At 68.0% G+C, this 17,751-nt stretch carries 14 protein-coding genes and 1 pseudogene; 11 read left to right on the forward strand and 4 right to left on the reverse strand.

Annotated elements, in window-relative coordinates; all coding sequences use genetic code 11:
- Window position 1 precedes the first annotated feature (1 nt).
- A pseudogene (locus DID98_RS36600) lies at window positions 2-700 on the reverse strand (caspase domain-containing protein); the annotation flags it as partial.
- Between the two features lie 325 nt (window positions 701-1,025).
- On the opposite strand from DID98_RS36600, the gene DID98_RS05470 reads away from it, so the two are divergent.
- The 8 genes from DID98_RS05470 (at window position 1,026) to DID98_RS05505 (ending at window position 12,489) form a co-directional block, all read left to right on the forward strand.
- On the forward strand, window positions 1,026-1,454 hold the full coding sequence (locus DID98_RS05470; protein WP_124485919.1) for a DUF4399 domain-containing protein: 429 nt from the start codon (window positions 1,026-1,028) through the stop codon (window positions 1,452-1,454).
- Window positions 1,455-1,496: 42 nt separating this feature from the next.
- Window positions 1,497-1,922 (forward strand): DUF4399 domain-containing protein, encoded by a 426-nt coding sequence (locus tag DID98_RS05475; protein WP_124485920.1) that lies wholly within the window; start codon window positions 1,497-1,499, stop codon window positions 1,920-1,922.
- A 423-nt stretch (window positions 1,923-2,345) separates the two neighbouring features.
- Window positions 2,346-3,773: an efflux transporter outer membrane subunit gene (locus DID98_RS05480; protein WP_124570437.1), complete on the forward strand. Its 1,428-nt coding sequence runs from the start codon at window positions 2,346-2,348 to the stop codon at window positions 3,771-3,773.
- Window positions 3,774-3,964: 191 nt separating this feature from the next.
- Window positions 3,965-5,824, forward strand: a complete 1,860-nt coding sequence (locus DID98_RS05485) for an FHA domain-containing protein (RefSeq protein ID WP_124570408.1) — start codon at window positions 3,965-3,967, stop codon at window positions 5,822-5,824.
- Window positions 5,811-7,220 (forward strand): HlyD family efflux transporter periplasmic adaptor subunit, encoded by a 1,410-nt coding sequence (locus DID98_RS05490; RefSeq protein ID WP_124485922.1) that lies wholly within the window; start codon window positions 5,811-5,813, stop codon window positions 7,218-7,220. The genes DID98_RS05485 and DID98_RS05490 overlap by 14 nt, the downstream gene beginning before the upstream one ends.
- A 101-nt stretch (window positions 7,221-7,321) precedes the next feature.
- Window positions 7,322-8,074, forward strand: coding sequence for a peptidylprolyl isomerase (locus DID98_RS05495; RefSeq protein ID WP_044846561.1), 753 nt, complete (start codon window positions 7,322-7,324; stop codon window positions 8,072-8,074).
- Between the two features lie 18 nt (window positions 8,075-8,092).
- Entirely contained in the window at window positions 8,093-11,164 is a 3,072-nt protein-coding gene (locus tag DID98_RS05500) for a peptidase domain-containing ABC transporter (protein ID WP_124570409.1), read from the forward strand.
- Window positions 11,161-12,489 (forward strand): sigma-54-dependent Fis family transcriptional regulator, encoded by a 1,329-nt coding sequence (locus DID98_RS05505; RefSeq protein ID WP_124570410.1) that lies wholly within the window; start codon window positions 11,161-11,163, stop codon window positions 12,487-12,489. The genes DID98_RS05500 and DID98_RS05505 overlap by 4 nt, the downstream gene beginning before the upstream one ends.
- A gap of 15 nt (window positions 12,490-12,504) precedes the next feature.
- Here the strand turns inward: DID98_RS05505 and DID98_RS05510 are convergent, their stop codons facing one another.
- Window positions 12,505-13,275, reverse strand: a complete 771-nt coding sequence (locus DID98_RS05510) for a PP2C family serine/threonine-protein phosphatase (RefSeq protein WP_124570411.1) — start codon at window positions 13,273-13,275, stop codon at window positions 12,505-12,507.
- An 84-nt stretch (window positions 13,276-13,359) separates the two neighbouring features.
- On the reverse strand, window positions 13,360-13,644 hold the full coding sequence (locus DID98_RS05515; protein ID WP_044846565.1) for a hypothetical protein: 285 nt from the start codon (window positions 13,642-13,644) through the stop codon (window positions 13,360-13,362).
- A gap of 482 nt (window positions 13,645-14,126) precedes the next feature.
- Between DID98_RS05515 and DID98_RS05520 the strand changes: the two genes are divergently transcribed.
- Both DID98_RS05520 and DID98_RS05525 read left to right on the forward strand, forming a co-directional pair.
- Entirely contained in the window at window positions 14,127-14,648 is a 522-nt protein-coding gene (locus tag DID98_RS05520; protein WP_124519830.1) for a lecithin retinol acyltransferase family protein, read from the forward strand.
- 42 nt (window positions 14,649-14,690) lie between these two features.
- On the forward strand, window positions 14,691-14,933 hold the full coding sequence (locus DID98_RS05525) for a hypothetical protein (RefSeq protein ID WP_044846567.1): 243 nt from the start codon (window positions 14,691-14,693) through the stop codon (window positions 14,931-14,933).
- A gap of 29 nt (window positions 14,934-14,962) precedes the next feature.
- On the opposite strand, the gene DID98_RS05530 is transcribed toward DID98_RS05525, so the two are convergent.
- Window positions 14,963-15,181, reverse strand: coding sequence for a hypothetical protein (locus tag DID98_RS05530; protein ID WP_124485927.1), 219 nt, complete (start codon window positions 15,179-15,181; stop codon window positions 14,963-14,965).
- 447 nt (window positions 15,182-15,628) lie between these two features.
- Between DID98_RS05530 and DID98_RS05535 the strand changes: the two genes are divergently transcribed.
- Window positions 15,629-17,743: a serine/threonine protein kinase gene (locus DID98_RS05535; protein ID WP_124570412.1), complete on the forward strand. Its 2,115-nt coding sequence runs from the start codon at window positions 15,629-15,631 to the stop codon at window positions 17,741-17,743.
- The last annotated feature ends 8 nt before the right edge of the window (window positions 17,744-17,751 follow it).

Consider the following 17,751-nt stretch of genomic DNA (forward strand, 5'->3'; position numbering starts at 1 on the left):
CGCCGGCACGGTCGAAGACCTGTGCGATCCCGAGTCCCGGCACCGCGAGCGTCTGCAGCAGCGCTGCCGTGTAGACACCATGCGCGGTACCGTCGGCCGCTCCTGCGCCCGGCGCTGCCGCGTATGCGACGAGCGTATGCGGCGGCGGCTCGGGGGCCGCCACGTGGCCGGCACCGGGAGGCGCGATCAGACAGGAATCCAGAATGATCAGATCAATCCGGTCGCCGCGCGGCCGCGACGTCGCGTCGAACACGGTTTGCAGGTCGATACCCGTTCGCGACAGGCTGGCCGGCGCGCCGACGTCGGCATCGACCGGCGCGAGCCATGTCGCTCCGCCGACGCTGGCGCCGTGGCCCGCGAAATAGACCACCCCGGTGCCGCCGGCCGAGCCGTGGCGTTCGAACGCGGCAAGCCCGTCGAGCATCTGCTGCCGGGTCGCATTGCGCAACGTGATGACGTCGAAGCCGAGCGCGCGCAGCGCGTCGCTCATTGCATCGGCGTCATGGACGGGATTGGCGAGCGGATGATCGCGATAGGCGCCGTTGCCGATCACGAGCGCGACGCGCCGCGGTTCGGCTGACGGGGCGCGCGCGGACGCCGACGGCGGTGCGGGAAAAACATGCATGTCCTCGCCGGAGCACGTGCTCGATGCCACCGAGATCGACGCAAACAGGCATGCGGGCAGGAGTATTCGCCACATGTTGAGCCCCCCAGGGTGCGCCGTCGGACCCGATGCCGAAGGCGGAGCGCAGCCATTGCCGGGTGTTCGGTCGCGGCGAGCGCAATGCCGGCTTGCGGCAGGCACGGGCGCGGCCGGGACACATTCAAGATAGCACGTGCGCCTGGCGGCGATCACCGGATCCACCCGCGGGTCTTGCAAAAAACGGACATACGTATCCGCGCATCGCGGCCGGCCCGTTACCCTGGAACATCGTTATGTGCCTTCCTGTCGATTACGTCCTAAGCTGTTAGACACGCTCCACTGTCCGACGCCGCGCGCCGCCATCCACGCGAGGAGCAACACGATGCGAAGAAGGGCTACCTTGTTGGCTTTGGCCGCCACCGTCCTGGCGCCGAGGATCGCGTTCGCCGCCGGGCGTACGACTTCGCCGCCCGGTGCCGAGGCCTACATCATCTGGCCGTCCGACGGCGCAACGATCACGGGCGGCAAGTTCTGGGTGCGCATGGGCCTGCGCAACATGGGCATCTGCCCGAAAGGCATCGAGCGGCCCAACGTGGGCCACCATCATCTGCTCATCGATACCGATCTCCCGCCGCTGGACCAGCCGATACCGTCGGACCGGAATCACCTCCATTACGGTGCCGGTCAAACCGAGGCGCGCATCGAGCTGCCACCCGGCAAGCACACGCTGCAGCTGCTGATGGGCGACCACGACCACGTGCCGCACGATCCGCCGGTGTACTCGAAGAAGATCACGATCACGGTCAAGTAGCGCGCCATGCCGCGCCTGCCGCCCGAACCGGGAATTGCCGCCATGAACAAGCTCATCCTCTTCGCCGTTGCCGTGACGCTGCTATGGACGGGGGCGGCGACCGCAGAGACCGGCACGCATCCCCCGAAGGCCGTCGTCTACATCGGCTGGCCCAACGATGGCCAGGTGATGCCGGCCGGACGTCCGTTCCGCGTGTGGTTCGGCTTGCGCGACATGGGTGTCGCGCCGTCGCACGTGCAGTTTCCGAACACGGGCCACCATCACCTGCTGGTCGATACGGACCTGCCGCCGATGGACCAGCCGATTCCGTCCGACCGCAATCACCTGCATTTCGGCGCGGGCGAGACCGAGACCACGCTGGAGCTTCCGCCGGGCAAGCACACGCTGCAGCTCCTGATGGGCGACGCCAACCACGTGCCGCACAATCCCCCCGTCTACTCGAAGAAAATCACGATCTACGTGAAGTGACGTCGCGCACGCCGATCGGCGATCGCTGACGTACGCGCGCTCGCGCTCACGCGAGCAGGTGAGCAGGCGGGCGCCGGACGGCGACGCGGCCGCCCGATGCGCCAAGTGTCGGCGCACACCCGACATCCCGAGCCCGAACTGTCTGCGACGCCCCGTCACGCACCGTTGATCCGGGTGCCGCGCGCACGTCGCTCCAATTCCCGTCTTCGTGACCCGGACCCGCGCCGGCAAGCCTGCCGGCGCGATTGCCGCCGCCCCCGCGAGCGGCTGGCACGCCCCATGCGAGATGAGACGCGAGCGTGCCACGCTGCAGCATCGACACCAACACTTCCGCCCATCCCGCATCGTCGCCGCGTTCCGCCCAAGGAGTCGATCGTGAACACCTGCCTGTCGCCGACTGCCACGCGCAACTGCCGCGGCCTGATGCGTTCGCTGGCCCGCATCGCCGGTTCCGCCGGCGCATGCGCGGCGTTGCTGTCCGGCTGCATGGACCTGAACGTGCCCGTCTACCAGCGCCCCGAGATGCCGGCAAAGACCACCTGGGCGCATGCGCACGGGCCGGTATCCGCGTCGGACGCGGTCAACGCCGAGTGGTGGAAGAGCTTCGACGATCCGACGCTCGACGCGCTCATCGACAAGGCCATCGCGGGCAACGTCGATATCAAGGTGCTGGCGGCGCGCATCGGCGTGGCCGGCGCGCAGGTCGGCGAAGTCCAGGCGGGCGCGCTGCCGAGCGCCGATCTCGGCGCGGGCGTGGACTTCGAGAAGAACACGCATCAGACGCTGTCGAAGTCCTACAACCTCGGCAGCCAGGTGAACTGGGAGATCGACATCTGGGGCAAGGTCGAGAAAGGCGTGCAGGCGCAGAAGGCCGAATACCGCGCGACCGAGGCCGACTGGCGCGCCGGCTACCTGACGCTCGTCGCCGACGTGTCGAGCACGTATTTCCGGATCCTCCAGTTCGACGACCAGATCGAGCAGGAACAGCGCACGCTCGACAAGAACCGGAAGATCCTCGCGATCTACCAGTCGATGCTGGCGAACGGCATCGCGCCGCAGACCGAAGTGCTGCGGCAGAGCGCGGAGATCAACGGGCTGGCGAACGAACTGATCGAGCTGCACCGCTCGCGCGACACGGCCGAGAACGCGCTCGCGACGCTGCTGGGCGTGCCGGCCGGCGAATTCAGGATGCCTGCCGGCCATCTCCGGCAGCGCGTCAAGCTGCCGGACGTGCCGATGGGGCTGCCCGCGCAACTGCTGGCGCGCCGGCCGGATGTCGTCGCCGCGCAGTACCGCGTGCTCGAATCGTATGACGAAGTGGGCGCGGCGAAGCTGGCGCAGCTGCCGTCGATCAGCCTGACCGGGCGTGGCGGCACCGCGGCGTTCGCGCTGTCGGATCTCTTCAAGGCCTTCACGTTCAGCTTCCTGCCGAGCATCAACCTGCCGATGTTCGACCCGGGCGTGCGCGCGCACATCAAGACGACCGAGGCGCAGACCAAGGTCGCCGAGCAGCAGTACCGGCAGACCGTGTTTACCGCGTTCAAGGAGGTGGAAAATGCACTCGTCGATCTCGACGCGCACAAGCAGCAGCGCATACAGCTTCAGCAGCAGAGCGCGCGTCTGCGCACCGTCGCAGCGCAGGTCGAGGCGCAGCTCAAGGAAGGGCTCGTCTCGCAACTCGAGGTGCTCGAATCGGAGCGTTCGGTGGCATCCGCGGAACTCGCGCTGCTCGCCAATCATCAGCAGATTCTGAGCGACACGGTCACGCTCTACAAGGCGATCGGCGGCGGCTGGCGCGCGGTCGAAATCTCGAATGCAGGCAGCGAGCCGGCCGGCCACGCGCTGCAATGAACACGCCAGCCCTGCGCAGCCGCGCGATCGGCGCCAGCCGATTGACTACCGCCATCCGTCGCCTAAACTTTTTTCACGATCGTGCCGCCACGTGCGTTGGCGGTGCGGCTTCACTCAGGTGGTTCGAAAGCGCGTCGCGTTGCCTGCGCCGCGTCTCCATTGGCGGGCGCATGTCGATCGTTGGCCGAATCATGGTTCCAGACGCCGCTTCGATTGCCGAGAAACACGCCGCGCTCGACCGGCAGTTCGACATCGTGCTCAAGCCGGTTTCGCATCCGGAGCTGAGCGAGATCCGGATTGACCACGCGCTGTTCGCCGTCGGGCGCACCAACACGCCGTTCGCGTCCGCCAGGCCCGAACTGGTGGCCGACCTGTCGCGCCGCCATGCGCGCATCTTCTTCGAAGGCAGCGCGGCCTACGTCGCCGATCTCGGCAGCAAGAACGGTACGGCGGTCAACGGTGTCGAGGTCGGCGACAAGCCGCACCTGCTGCGCGACGGCGACGAACTGCGCTTCGCCGGCGCGCTGGCGTACCGCGCCGCGTTCGTGCCGCGCGCGACGCATCGGGCGGCGCGGCCGGCCGTCGTCACGCTGGCGCCGGAGCGCGGCGATCTCGGCCTGCAACCGGTCATCATTACCGCCTTCCCGTTCCTCGTGAGCAAGACCGACGACACGTTCGCCTGCTACCGGAACGCGTATCCGCATCAGGTCAACTACCTGTCGCGGCGTCATGCGCACATCTACGTGCAGGACGGCGAGGTCTTCGTGGAAGACCTCGGCAGCACGAACGGCACGTTCGTCGACGGCCGCCGCCTCGACGAGCATGCGGTGCCGCTCGGCGACGGCGCGCTGCTCGCGTTCGGCGGCGATCATTTCGTCTATCGCGTCGGGGTGCAGCGCGAGCCGGGGCCGGACTCCACCGTGACGGCCGCATCGTCGCCCGGCGCCGCCGCGCATGCGGCCGCCGCGGACCCCGACCGGACCACCTTCGTCGATACCGCGCATTCGTTTCTCGACATCTTCTGCACGGTGCCGGCCGTTCAGCCGGACGACGAGGTCAACCCGCACGCCGCGCATGGCGCCGCCGAAACCGCGCATGACGCGCGCCGCCGGCGCGGCAGGATCGAAGTCTTCCTGTCGGAGCTGAGCGAGGCGTTCGGCGGCAGCGGGCACGTCAACCTGCGCCGGCTCGGCGGGTGGAGCGGCGCACTGCTCGCGGCGGTCGGCCTGCTGGTCGCGACGCTGTATTTCCAGGACGCGCCGCTGCGCGAGATGCGCGCGCTGCTGGCGCGCGGCGACGCCACGCAGGCGGCGCAACTCGCCGACCGCCATCTGGCGAGCCATCCGGACGACCCGGCGTTCCTCGCGCTGGGCACCGAGGCGCTCGTCCGGTCGAAAGTGCCGGACTGGATCGCCGCGATGAACGTGCGCGCCTTCGACCGCGCCCGTGCCGTCGTGCAGGACATGCGCACGCTGGCGCGCCACAACGCCGACGCGCGCCCGCTCGTCGATGAAGTCGCGTGGATCGGCGAGTTGCAGGCGTTCGTCGCCGGGCGCGGCGGGGCGGAAGCGCCGATCCGCATCTATCGCGACGAAGCGCCGATCAAGGCCCTGACCGGCCGCTGGAACGACGACCCGGGTACGCATCAGCGGCTGCTCGACCGGATTTCGTCATACGTTCCCGCGTTCGGCGTGCTGTATGCCGACGCGCTCAGTCAGCTGCGCCGGCTGCAAAGCGACAACTCCGTCTACGTGGCCGCGCTCGAGCGGCTGCAGCGCGCGATCGCGTCGGCGCTCGACGACGACCGCCTCGACGGTCTCCCGGCGCTGCTCGCCGACGACGAGCAGCGCTATCCGCGCCTCGGCGGCCTCGACGCCGTGCGGGCCGACCTGCAGCAGTACCTGCAGTTCGAGAGCGACGCGCGGGCCGGCCACGGGCCGGCCGTACTGGATCGCCTCAGGCAGTTCCGCTTCGCGACGCCGCAATTCGCCGCCCATGTCGCGACGCTGGAGCGGCTCGCTTCGTCGGGAGGGCGCAGTGAAGCTCGATAGTCTGCTCAAGCGCGCGCGCCAGGCGCCGCCGCCGGAGCCGCCACGCTCGCTGGGCGAGGCGCTGGAGGATCACAGCGTCGAAGGGATCGCGATCCTGACGGCGCGGCCGTGGCGGCTCACGCAGGCGACCATCATCGCGATGGTCGGGCTCGTCGTGTGCGCGCTGCTGTGGTCGTTCGTCGGCCGCGCCGACGTCATCGTGACGGCGCAGGGCGCGCTCGCGCCGGAGTCCGAGGTGCGCCGCATCTACGCGCCCGTCGACGGCGAGCTGGTGGACATCTACATCGCCGAAGGCCAGCCGGTCGAAAAGAACGACGTGATCGGCCGGATCAACGCGCGCGGCGCGATCGAGGCGGCGACCAATGCGCTCGACGCGCGCCTCAAGCTCGACGACGCGGAGCGCGAATGGAAGCAGTTTCCGGACAAGAAGCAGCTGATGGAGCGCAAGGCCGACGCATTGAAGCAACAGATCGAGGTCGAGGAGCACCTGCACCAGAACCGCATTGCCGAAGGCACCAGCAAGCTCGCGCAATCGCAGCACGCGCAGATCGACGAAGCGCGCAGCAATATCGACAACGCCCGCCACGCACTCGATCTCGCGAAGGACGAACAGGACAAGTACGCGCGCCTGTTCGCGCTGCCGGGCGGCGGCGGCGTGTCGCAGAGCCAGGTGGAACAGAAGCGCAGCGCCTACCTGCAGGCCCAGGACAGCTACCGCGTCGCGCAGGCGCGGCTCACGCAGCTCGAGGCGCAGCAGAGCCACGAGTTCGCGCAGGCGAAGGCGCAACTCGAAGGCAGCGGCGAGACGCTCGCCGGGCTGCGCATCCAGTACGACGCGACCGTGCGCGACATCGCGAACACCGAAGAGAAGCTGCGTCTGCAGGTGCAGACGGCGCGCCTCGCCGCGGATGCCGCCGCGCGGATCCGCTTCGAGAACATCGACAAGGACAATTTCCTGCTCGTGCTGGCGCCCGTCTCCGGCGTGATCACCGATGTGACCACGACGCAGCCCGGCGACAAGATCCTCGCCAACACGCCGCTCGGCAGCATCGCGCCGTCGGATGCGCGGCCGGTGGTGAAGGTCGCGATCGCGGAGCAGGACCGCGCGTTCCTTCACGAGGGCCTGCCCGTGAAGCTCAAGTTCAATGCGTTTCCGTATCAGCGCTACGGCGTGATCGACGGCACGCTCGAATACATTTCGCCGGCGACGAAGCCGCAGGCGCAGACGAAGGAACCCGTCTACGAGGGCCGGGTGGCGCTCGTGCGCAACGCGTACACGATTGCCGGCACGACCTACCCGCTGCGCTACGGCATGACGGCCACGGCGGAAATCGTGGTGCGCGAGCGCCGCCTGATCGGGTTCGCGCTGGACCCGTTCAGGCAGATCGCGGGCTGACGGGCACCGCCACGGCGCAGCGGAACGCAGGCAAGCGGTGAGGCGAGGCACCGGCGGCGCATCAGGGCGAACCGCCGCTGACAGGGATCAAGGGGAACGAGATGACGGCAATAGTGCGTATCGACGACGAGGTGATCGGCACCGACGACTTCATCCGCGTGCTGAAGCTCAGCGGGCAGTTCGAGGGCCTCGTCGAACAGCAGGTTCGCGACCGGCTGACGGTGATCGCGGCAAGGAAGATGGGCATGCAGGTCACGCCGGAAGAAATCCAGGAGCGTGCCGACCAGTTTCGCCGCGTGCGCGGGCTGCACCGCGCCGCGGACATGAACCGCTACCTGGACGTGTTCGGCGTCAGTCTCGACGAGTTCGAGCGATTCATCACCGATACGCTGTACCAGGAAAAGACGCTCGACACGGTGTGCAGCGATGCGGCCGTCGACGCGTACTTCAAGCTCAATTCGCCGAAGTTCGACAGCATCGAGGTCAGCCACATCGTGCTCGATTCGGAAGGCAAGGCGCGCGAGATGATGGCGATCCTCGAGGACGACCCGAGCTGCTTCGGCGACATGGCGCGCGAGCATTCGATCGCCGACACGAGCGAGCGCGGCGGCGTGATCGGCAAGGTGCTGCGCGGCTCGCTGAAGACGGATATCGAGGCCAAGGTGTTCAACGCGCACGTGGGCGATCTGCTCGGGCCGTTCGCGGCGCCGGACGGCGCGTTCTTCGAGATCTTCTCGGTGACCGCGAAACACCCGGCCGCGCTCGACGCCGACGTCGCGTCGGAGGTGCGCCGCCTGCTGCGCGAGGAGTGGCTCGCCGAGCGCGCGCAGGAACACATCATCGAGGCACGCTGATCACGGAGAACCGCATCGATGGACGCACAAGCCCCCGCCCCGGCCAGCACCCCGTCGCTCGCGGCGTTTCTCGCGTCGGTGGAGCCGCTGTCGCTCTTCTCGCACGACGAACTCGATCGCATGGCCGCCCATGCGCAGATGCGCACCTATGGGTTCGGCGACACCGTCTGCAATCGCGGCGACCTCGCCGAGGGCCTGTATGTGCTGCGCAGCGGGTCCGTGCGCCTGATCGCCGACGAGCGCGGCAAGGAAACCAGCGTCGGCGTGCGCAAGGAACGCGAGGTGTTCGGCGAAATGGCGATGCTGCGCGAGTACTGGCATGAGGTGTCGGTGCGCGCGTCGACGAAGACCGAGGTGCTGTGCATTCCGCGCAGCGCGATCGAGCCGATCGTGCGCGACAACCCGGCCGCGCAGGCGTTCGTGACGAGCTATGTCGCGATCAGCTCGGCCGGCGGTTTCGTGACGCGGCTGTTCGACCTGCGCGGCAAGCTGACGCGCGCCGAGCTCGAGGAATACGTGTCGAGCGTCGGCGTGAAGCGCGTGCCGGCCGGCAAGGAGATCGTCCGGCAGGGCCCGGGCGGCGACCTGCGGCTGTACGTCGTGCGCCAGGGCGAGGTCAGCGTCTCGTGCCGCGAGGACGGCAACGACTATCCGCTCGCGACGCTCGGCGCAGGCGAGATCTTCGGCGAGCGCGCGTGCCTGCTGCGGCAGGAGCAGGCGGCGACCGTCACCGCCGTCACCGATACGCGCCTGCTCGTCATTCCGGAAAAGACCGTGCACTTCATGCTCGAGCGCAACCCGAAATTGCGCGAGGTGCTCGAGGAGCGCATCCGCTACGTCGACCAGGAACTGCAGCGGCAGAAGAAGCTCGCCGAACGGCGCCGCCATCCGCTGCAGATCGACATCGGCGCCGACGCCGCGTTCGGCGAGCGCATGATCAAGCGTTTCGTGCTGGTCGAGCAGGCGGAGGAAATGGATTGCGGGGCCGCGTGTCTCGCGATGATCTGCCGTCACTACGGCGTCGCGATGACGCTCGGCAAGCTGCGCGATCTGGCGAACGTGACGACCCAGGGCGCGACGCTCGACAGCCTCGCGCGCACCGGCGAGGCGGTCGGCTTCGCGACGCGCGGCGTGCAGTGCACGTACGAGGCGCTGCTCGGGTTCGACCTGCCGTTCATCGTGCACTGGGAGGGCTACCACTACGTCGTCGTGTACGGCGTGTCGAAGTCGTGGGTGCGGATCGCCGATCCGGCGCTCGGCTTCAGGAAGCTGAGCGTCGAGGCGTTCGAGCGCGGCTGGAGCGGCACCTGCCTGCTGTTTACCGCGAGCGGGCCGGCCGCGGCGCCGGTCGAGTCACGCTCGCCCTGGGTGCGCTTCATCGGCTATCTGCGCCCTTACCGGAAGATCCTCGCGCACCTGTTCCTCGCGACGTTCGTGATCCAGATGCTGGGCGTCATACCGCCGCTCATCATCCAGAACATCCTCGACGGGGTCGTCGTGCACCAGAACGTCAGCCTGCTGCATCTGCTGATCGCCGGGCTCGTCGTTTCGCACGTGTTCACGCAATTGATGACCACGATCCGCGCGCATCTCTCCAACTTCATGGTGCGCAGTCTCGACTTCGCGATGATGTCGCAGTTCTACAAACACACGATGTCGCTGCCGTATTCGTTCTTCGCGCGCCGCAAGAGCGGGGACGTGTTCGCGCGCTTCCAGGAGAACCAGACGATCCGGGCGTTCCTGACGGAGTCCACCGTGACCACCGCGCTCAATCTGCTGATGATCTTCATCTACTTCACGATCATGTTCCTCTACAACGTGAAGATGACGCTGGTGCTGATCGCGTTCGTGATCCCGATCATGGCGCTCACGGCGCTCGCGACGCCGAAGCTGAAAGGCTATGCGCGCGAGGTGTTCGCCGCGTCCACCGATGCGAAGTCGCTGCTGATGGAGACGCTCGGCGGCGTCGAGACCGTGAAGGGCATGGGCATCGAGCGGTCGGTGCGGCTGAAGTGGGAGCGCAAGTATGCGAAGGCGCTCGACGTCCAGTACCGCGCGCAGGCATTCAACATCCTGGTGGCGCTGGGCAGCCAGTTGCTGAATGCGGCGACCACCATCGTGATCCTGTGGGTCGGTGCGAACCTCGTGCTCGCCCATGAACTCAGCATCGGGCAACTGATCGCCTTCAATGCGTTCATGGGCAGCGTGCTGGCGCCGCTGATGGGGCTCGTCGGCATGTGGAGCCTGATGAACGACGCGGCGGTGGCGATGGAACGGCTCGGCGACGTCCTCGACCTCGAGCCCGAGCAGCAGCCGTCCGGACTGGCCTCGCGCGTGCTGCTGCCCGACCTGCAGGGCGACATCGGCTTCGAGGGCGTGTATTTCCGCTACGGCGGCAACGAAACGCCTTACGTGCTCGAGAACATCAACTGCACGATCAAGCGCGGCGAGATGGTGGCCATCGTCGGGCGCAGCGGTTCGGGGAAGACCACGCTGGCGAAGCTGCTGGTGGGATTCTATGCGCCCACGGACGGCAAGATCGTGGTCGACGGATACGACATGAGCGCGATCGACAAGGCGTACTACCGCCAGCAGATCGGCTATGTGATGCAGTCCAACCTGGTGTTTTCCGGCTCGATTGCCGAGAACATCGCCTGCGGCGACACGAGCCCCGACTGGCGCCGCATGGAGGAGGTCGCCCGGATGGCCGACGCGCACGCCTTCATCAGCAAATTGCCGCTCGGCTACGAGCAGGTGGTGGGCGAGCGCGGCGTGGGCCTGTCGGGCGGCCAGATCCAGCGGCTCTGCATCGCGCGCGCGCTGTATCACGACCCGCGCCTGCTCGTGTTCGACGAGGCGACGTCGTCGCTCGACACGCAGTCGGAGAGCAACATCCTCGCGAACATGCACGAAATCCTGCAAGGGCGCACGGCGGTGATCATCGCGCACCGGCTCAGCACCATCATGCGGGCCGACAAGATCCTCGTGCTGTACGAAGGCGCGATCGTCGAACAGGGCTCGCACGACGAGCTGGTCGCCCTTCAGGGCATGTATTACCAGCTCGTGCAGAAACAGCTGGGCGCATCATGAAACTCTTCGACCCGCACGGATTCGGCAACTCCGCGGTCTCGTATGCCGGCCTGCTCGAGAAGATCGAGATCCTGCGCTCGATGCTGCGCTGGGCGCCCAAGCTCGAGCGTGTCGACATCGAGAAGCTGCTCAATCAGGCGAACGTGCTGCGCGACGAAGTCATGCAGATGTCGCGCAAGGAGCGCTTCGTCGAGGCCGCCGTGGCCGCGCCGCAGGCGCCCGACGCAGCCGATTCGGCCGACGCGCCGGAGGCGCCCGCGCCCGCGGTGCAACGACGGCGGCAGGCGCTGATCGAGCGCAGCTTCATCTTCGAGGGCATTTTCGGCGACAACCCGAAGCTGCTCGCCGCGCTCGAAATCGCCGAGAAGGCCGCGCCGACCGATCTGCCGGTGCTGATCGACGGCGAGAGCGGGACCGGCAAGGAGCTGATGGCGAAAGTCATCCACGCGAACGGGGCGCGCGCCGACCGGCCCTACATCTCGGTGAACTGCGGCGCGATTCCCGACAACCTGCTCGAATCCGAGCTGTTCGGGCACCGGCGCGGCGCGTTCACCGGCGCGTCGAACGATCGCAAGGGCAAGTTCGAGAGCGCACACACCGGTACGATCTTCCTCGACGAAATCGGCGAATTGCCGCTGTCGGGCCAGGTCAAGCTGCTGCGCGTGCTGGAATCGCACGAGATCCAGCGGGTCGGCTCGGACGAGCCGATCAGCGTCGACACGCGCATCGTCGCGGCCACCAACAAGAACTTGCGGCAATTGAGCGAGCAGGGGCTCTTTCGCGAGGACCTGTTCTATCGCCTGAGCGTCATTCATCTGACCTTGCCCGCGCTGCGCGAGCGTCGCGACGAAATCCCGCTCTTGCTCGCGTACTTCGGCGACGAGGCGGCAGGGGCACTGAAGCGCAGGCCACTCAAGACGACGCCGAAGCTGCGCGACTTCCTGCTGACGTACGCGTATCCGGGCAACATCCGCGAACTGCGCAACCTCGTCTACCGTCTGTCGTGCCTCGCCGGCGAGGTCGCGGATATCGAGCACCTGCCCGAGGACATCCGGCCGAAAACCGGGTCGGCCGCCGTTCGCGCGGCCGACGACGGCGCGTCGGGCAGGCCGATGTCGCTCAGCGACGCGAAGCGTGCGGCAAGCGACGAGGCGGAGCGTGCGTTTCTCGAACGCGGGTTGCAGGAGACCGGCGGCACCGTGGCCGAACTGGCGCGCCGTTGCGAGATGAACCGGTCGCACCTGCAGATGCTGCTCAAGAAGCACGGCATCCGTTCGAAAGCGTTCCGTCATCAGGACCCCGTGACGCCCGACAAGGACGCGTAGGCGTCGCGCGATCGTTCAGCGTGGCACGGAAGGATTGGCGAGCGTCCGGTCCGACGCATCGGGATCGGACGCGCGGATCACGACCGCGGTGACGTTGTCCCGGCCGCCCGCGCGCAACGCGAGGGCGACGAGCTCGTCCGTTGCGCGCGCGCAATCGCCGCAGGCGAGGGCGGCCGAGATGTCGGCTTCGTCGAGCTCGTTGCTCAGGCCGTCGCTGCACAGCAGAAACATGTCGCCGTCGCATACGTCGATGCGTCGTTCGTCGAGATGCAGCTGCTCGGCGGCGCCGACCGCGCGCGTGATCACGTGCTGCGACGGGTGATGGCGCGCCTGCTGTGCGCTCAGGTGGCCCTGCGCCTGCAGTTCCGCGACGTGGCTGTGATCGAGCGTGAGCTGCGTCAGGCGCGCGTCGCGGTACAGGTAGATCCGGCTGTCGCCGGCCCACAGCCAGCCGCATTGGCGGCCGCTCGCGAGCAGCACCGCCACCGTGCTGCCGATCATGCGCACGCCGCGCCGGGCGGCCGATTCGCGCAATTGCGCGTTGACGGCATCGAGCGCGGTACGCGCCGCCGCGATGAAGTCCGCCAGCGTGGCCGGGGCGGCCAGCCGATCCAGCGCCTGCACGATCATCCGGCTCGCGAGGTCGCCGGCCGAATGTCCGCCCATGCCGTCCGCAACGGCCCACAGGCCACGGTGCGGCAACGCGAGGCAATCGTCTTCGTTGATCTCGCGAACCCGGCCCACGTCGGTGCGTGACGCCGAAGTCCACTGCAGTTCTGCGCTCACGGCGCGCCATTCCTTTTCGTTCAGGGCGGGTTCATGCCGATCAGGGCTTGTGAACGCGCGTTGCCGGCCGGCTTGAAACCGGCGCTAGACGAGCCGGTTCCTGCCGTCCGCGCCGACCCCGACCACGATGTTCGCGCCAGGCGCCGAGTTCGCGACGTCGATGTTCTGGATCTGGTTGAGAACCTGGTTCGCGTAGAACGTGTTGTACGTCTGATAGAGGTTGACGACCGGCCCGAACGCAGGCGCCGGCGGCGTGTAGGGCTGGATCCAGCCGAATACCCACGGCGCGCCTGCGCCGCGGATGAACGACATCGTCTTGCGGTCGATGTCGCGCTGCATGTGAAGGTCGGTAATTGCGAGCGTGGTCATGATGCGTCTCCGAATGGGGCTTGCCGACGAACCGGGTACCCGATACGTGCAAACCTCGTGCCATGCGGGACACGACCCGCGTGCGTGGCCCGGGCGCGGGCGTCGATCCGCCCGGGCGCCACGCGCGGCAAGGCAAGGCGCGATCGACACGCGTTGCTTGCATCCTAGTGCGTCGCGGCCTCGTCCCGCAATGGTTGTACGCGAGCCAACAGTCGGGGCCACGAACGTGGTCGCGAAACCGACACGTGCTCCGGCACATGCAGACGGCGGTCGGGCGCGCCGACTGGTGCTGCCGCACCAACAAAATCCCCGGCAAACGGTTGGCCGCGCGGCGACAGCGCGGTGCGCGGTTCGCCGGGCGCTTCCCGCCAGGCCTTGCACGGCGGGCGCCGCGAAGAGTGGCACGCTTGATGCAGGTTAGTTGGCAACCGGCTGACCCATGAGCAACACGGGCGGCCGCCAACCTGCAGACGGAGCCCGTCATGGAACGCGACCTTCAACCAGTGAACAGCATTGCGGACGCAAGCGCGCAGGCAGCTTCGCTGTCCGGCGGCGTCGATGCACTGCCGCTCGGCGCGCACCTGGTTTCCGATCGCGGCGCCTACAGCCATCACGGCATCTACGTCGGCGACGGGCGCGTCGTCCACTACGCGGGGCTGTGCACGTCGCTGCATCGCGGCCCGATCGAGGAAGTCTCGCTCGAACGCTTCGCCGCCGGTCACGCGGTGCGCGTCGTGCCGCATCCGTACGCCGCCTATGCGGGACGCACCGCAGTGCTGCGCGCGCGCTCGCGTCTGGGCGAAAACCGCTATCGCCTGCTCACGAACAACTGCGAGCACTTCTGCACGTGGTGCGTGGAAGGGACGGGCCACAGCGAGCAGGTTCGCACCTGCGTCATGCATCCGCGGACGGCCGTCCGGTTCGCGCTGTCCGTCTGCCGCGCGCTGCTCGCGGCGCGGCGCGCGGGCGGACGAGGCGCCGCGGCCGCCATCGCCGCCGCATGAGCGACGTCCCGGCGCGTTCGACATCGTCATCAGGGGACTCAAATGAACGGAACCGAATCCTCGCTGCGCATGCAGGTCGACAAGTGGCTCGCGCCAAGCGCGCGCGTGCCGGCGCGCATCGTGCGCTTCAGCCGCCTGCCCGCGCAACGGCGGCGCTTCGTCTGCGTCGAGGCCGTGCATCCGGCCGGCACGATCGCGATCTTCTTCTTTCGTCACGACGATGGCTCGTGGTGCGTGTTCCCGCCGGCCGATCGGCGGCCCGCGATGATGTCGCAGGCGGCCTGACCGTGCATGCGCGGCCGGGTGGTGTGCCGTCAGCGCAACAGGGTCGGGCGCGCCGGGGACGCCACCGTTTCGGCCGCCGGTGCATGCTTCAACGCAGCCCCGCGGGCGTCGGTGTGCAGATAGGGGAAAGGCTGCGGCGCGAGCATCGTCTGATGCGCACGGACCCGCGCGCCACCGCTGATGGCGGCCATCGCCTGGCGGTCGAGGTCGACGCTTTCGGGAAGATCGTTGATGACGAGCACGCCCATGGTTGACTCCGCGAAATCGGATGGAAGAGGGGCAGCCATGCAGCATCGTGCGATGTGCCGACGTACCGGGAATCTGTCCAGTATAGGTTCGCCGCACGACCGCGCGCGCTGGAAAATCGACCGGGCAGCGCGGGCGCGCGTGGACGGCGAAAACCTGAAGCCGGTTCGCGATCGATCGACGTGAATTCTAGTTCCGGCACCGATTGCACAGGGCGTGACCGCAGACTAGTATGATTTGTTAGACGTCCTGTCAGAAGGCCTGCGGCCGGTGCGGCGCGCAACCGAATTCGTCTGATGATGACGTGGCAGCGTGCGCAGGTTCGATGGTGTCCGGTGCATCAACGACATGTCGCGCTGCACGGGTACGTCGTGGACGGTCCTTGCCCTGGCGGCGCCGCGGAACGCCGAAGCGGGTCGGCAAGCTGAAGCTGAGTAGACGGCATACGAATGATGAGCTTTGCGCAGCTGATTCAGACATTCCAGAGCGGGACGCTGTCGCAGGAAGCGTTCTTCTCGGAGATCGACCGTGTGCTGGCGACCGATCAGGTCGATTGCGCGCGGTTGCGCGAAGTGCTCGACCAGACGCAAACCACGCAGCCGTTGTCGGACGATATCTATGCGGAAGTGCTGAAACGACTCGAGCGGTGTCGCGACAGAACGGCATCCGCGGGCGACGCGACCCGGATCCAGGAGAGCCCGCTTCGGCCGGACGCGCGTCCGGGCATCGCGCCCGGGCCGTCGGGCGACGCACTGTCCGTCGACGGCGAGCGCGTGAAAGGCATCGGCGATACGCTGAACGGGCGCTTCGTGCTGGAGGAGTGCCTGGGCGTCGGCGGCATGGGTACCGTGTACAAGGCGCTCGACCTGCGCAAGCTGGAGGCGTCGGATCGCAAGCCGCATATCGCGATCAAGGTGCTCAATGTGCAGTTTCGCGGCCAGCCGACCTCGCTGATCGCGCTTCAGCGTGAGGCCCGCAAGGCGCAGACGCTCGCCCATCGCAACATCGTCACCGTCTACGACTTCGATCGCGACGGTCCGCTCGTCTACCTCACGATGGAGTATCTGTCGGGCCGGCCGCTCAGCAAGGTGCTGCGCGCGCCGGACTTCAAGGGCATGCCGCTCGATGCCGCGTTGCCGATCATCGCCGGCATGGGCCAGGCGCTCGCCTACGCGCACGAGCGCGGCTTCGTTCACTGCGATTTCAAGCCCGCCAACGTGTTCCTGACCGACCGCGGTGAGGTGAAGGTGATCGACTTCGGGATTGCGCGCGCATTCCAGCGGCGCGACGAGGATCCCGACGTGACCGTGTTCGACCCGGCGAGCCTCGGCGGCATCACGCCGGCCTATGCGAGCCCGGAGATGTTCGAGCATCTCGAGCCGGATCCGCGCGACGACGTTTACGCGCTCGCCTGCGTCACCTACGAATTGCTGACCGGGCACCATCCGTTCAATCGGCTGTCGGCCACCCAGGCGCGTCACGACCACTTGCGGCCCGAGCGTCATCCCGGTCTCGATCGCACGCAATGGCGAACCTTGAGCGCCGCGTTGTCGTTCGACCGCGCGGCGCGCACGCCCAGCGTCAACCAGTTCCTGGAAGGCATGGGCGTGCTCAAGCCGCCCGCCCGGGCATCGGGCGTACGCGTGGGGGTGGCCGTGGGCGCTTGCACGGCGGCGGCGGTCGCCGTGCTCTGGTACGGCTACCAGGCGCTTTCGCGCAGCGGTGACGGGCGCCCTGCAACGGATACGGTCGCGCACGCGACCGCCGGCGGCGGGAATGGCGCGACGGCGAGCGCCGGTGCCGGCAGCGCGCCGGCGGCCGCCGCGAACGCCGTGCCCGCTGCTGCCAGCGTGCCGCCGCCGGCAGCGGTACCCGCACCCGCACCGGCGATCTCGCTGGCGGCCGTGACGGCTGCGCTGGCGCGCGTACCGTGTTCGGCGCTGGTTGCGTCGGTGCAGGATCGCGTGCTGCAGGTGCGCGGTTATACGGAAGCCGGTGTCGGCATCGGCCGCGTGCGCAGTGCACTCGGCGGTCTGGCGGGCGGGCAGGCGGCCAAGCTCGACGTGCGTCCCGTCGACGCCCGCGATTGCGAGGTCGTGAGCGCGCTGGCGCCGTACTGGCGATCGAATCAGGCATCGTCACACGCCGCGTCGCTCCGCACGCGAGCGCCGGACGCGCATCTCGCGGAAGGCAGCCCGCTGGTCATCGACATCACGACACCCGGTTACGAATCGTATGTGAACGTCGATTACTACGTGCTGAACGGCAGCGTCGTGCATCTCGTGCCAAGCAGCCGCGAACGCGACAACCAGGCGCCGCCGAATTACGCCGCGACGATCGGCAGCATGGGCGAGTGGGTGATCGGGCCGCCGTTCGGCACCGAGATGATCGTGCTCCTCGTCACGCCCGCGCCGCTGTTCGACGGATTACGGCCTTCATCCGAGCCGCGCGCCGCCTATCTCGCGGCAATCGGGCGGCAATTGAAGCTGTTCGAGGCCAAATACGGCGAGGGGCGCATTGCCGCCGATTTCATCCAGATCACGACGCATGCCAACGGCCACTGAGCGGGCCG

This window comes from Burkholderia sp. Bp8984, assembly GCF_003853755.1.
Lineage (GTDB): Bacteria > Pseudomonadota > Gammaproteobacteria > Burkholderiales > Burkholderiaceae > Burkholderia.

What these genes read in the sequence shown, in the direction of transcription:
- DID98_RS05520 (WP_124519830.1), top strand. Translation starts at nt 14,127, where the DNA reads ATGGAACGCGACCTTCAACCAGTGAACAGCATTGCGGACGCAAGCGCG.
- DID98_RS05535 (WP_124570412.1), top strand. Translation starts at nt 15,629, where the DNA reads ATGATGAGCTTTGCGCAGCTGATTCAGACATTCCAGAGCGGGACGCTG.
- DID98_RS05495 (WP_044846561.1), top strand. Translation starts at nt 7,322, where the DNA reads ATGACGGCAATAGTGCGTATCGACGACGAGGTGATCGGCACCGACGAC.
- DID98_RS05480 (WP_124570437.1), top strand. Translation starts at nt 2,346, where the DNA reads ATGCGTTCGCTGGCCCGCATCGCCGGTTCCGCCGGCGCATGCGCGGCG.
- DID98_RS05500 (WP_124570409.1), top strand. Translation starts at nt 8,093, where the DNA reads ATGGACGCACAAGCCCCCGCCCCGGCCAGCACCCCGTCGCTCGCGGCG.
- DID98_RS05530 (WP_124485927.1), bottom strand. Translation starts at nt 15,181, where the DNA reads ATGGGCGTGCTCGTCATCAACGATCTTCCCGAAAGCGTCGACCTCGAC.
- DID98_RS05525 (WP_044846567.1), top strand. Translation starts at nt 14,691, where the DNA reads ATGAACGGAACCGAATCCTCGCTGCGCATGCAGGTCGACAAGTGGCTC.
- DID98_RS05470 (WP_124485919.1), top strand. Translation starts at nt 1,026, where the DNA reads ATGCGAAGAAGGGCTACCTTGTTGGCTTTGGCCGCCACCGTCCTGGCG.
- DID98_RS05505 (WP_124570410.1), top strand. Translation starts at nt 11,161, where the DNA reads ATGAAACTCTTCGACCCGCACGGATTCGGCAACTCCGCGGTCTCGTAT.
- DID98_RS05515 (WP_044846565.1), bottom strand. Translation starts at nt 13,644, where the DNA reads ATGACCACGCTCGCAATTACCGACCTTCACATGCAGCGCGACATCGAC.
- DID98_RS05485 (WP_124570408.1), top strand. Translation starts at nt 3,965, where the DNA reads ATGGTTCCAGACGCCGCTTCGATTGCCGAGAAACACGCCGCGCTCGAC.
- DID98_RS05475 (WP_124485920.1), top strand. Translation starts at nt 1,497, where the DNA reads ATGAACAAGCTCATCCTCTTCGCCGTTGCCGTGACGCTGCTATGGACG.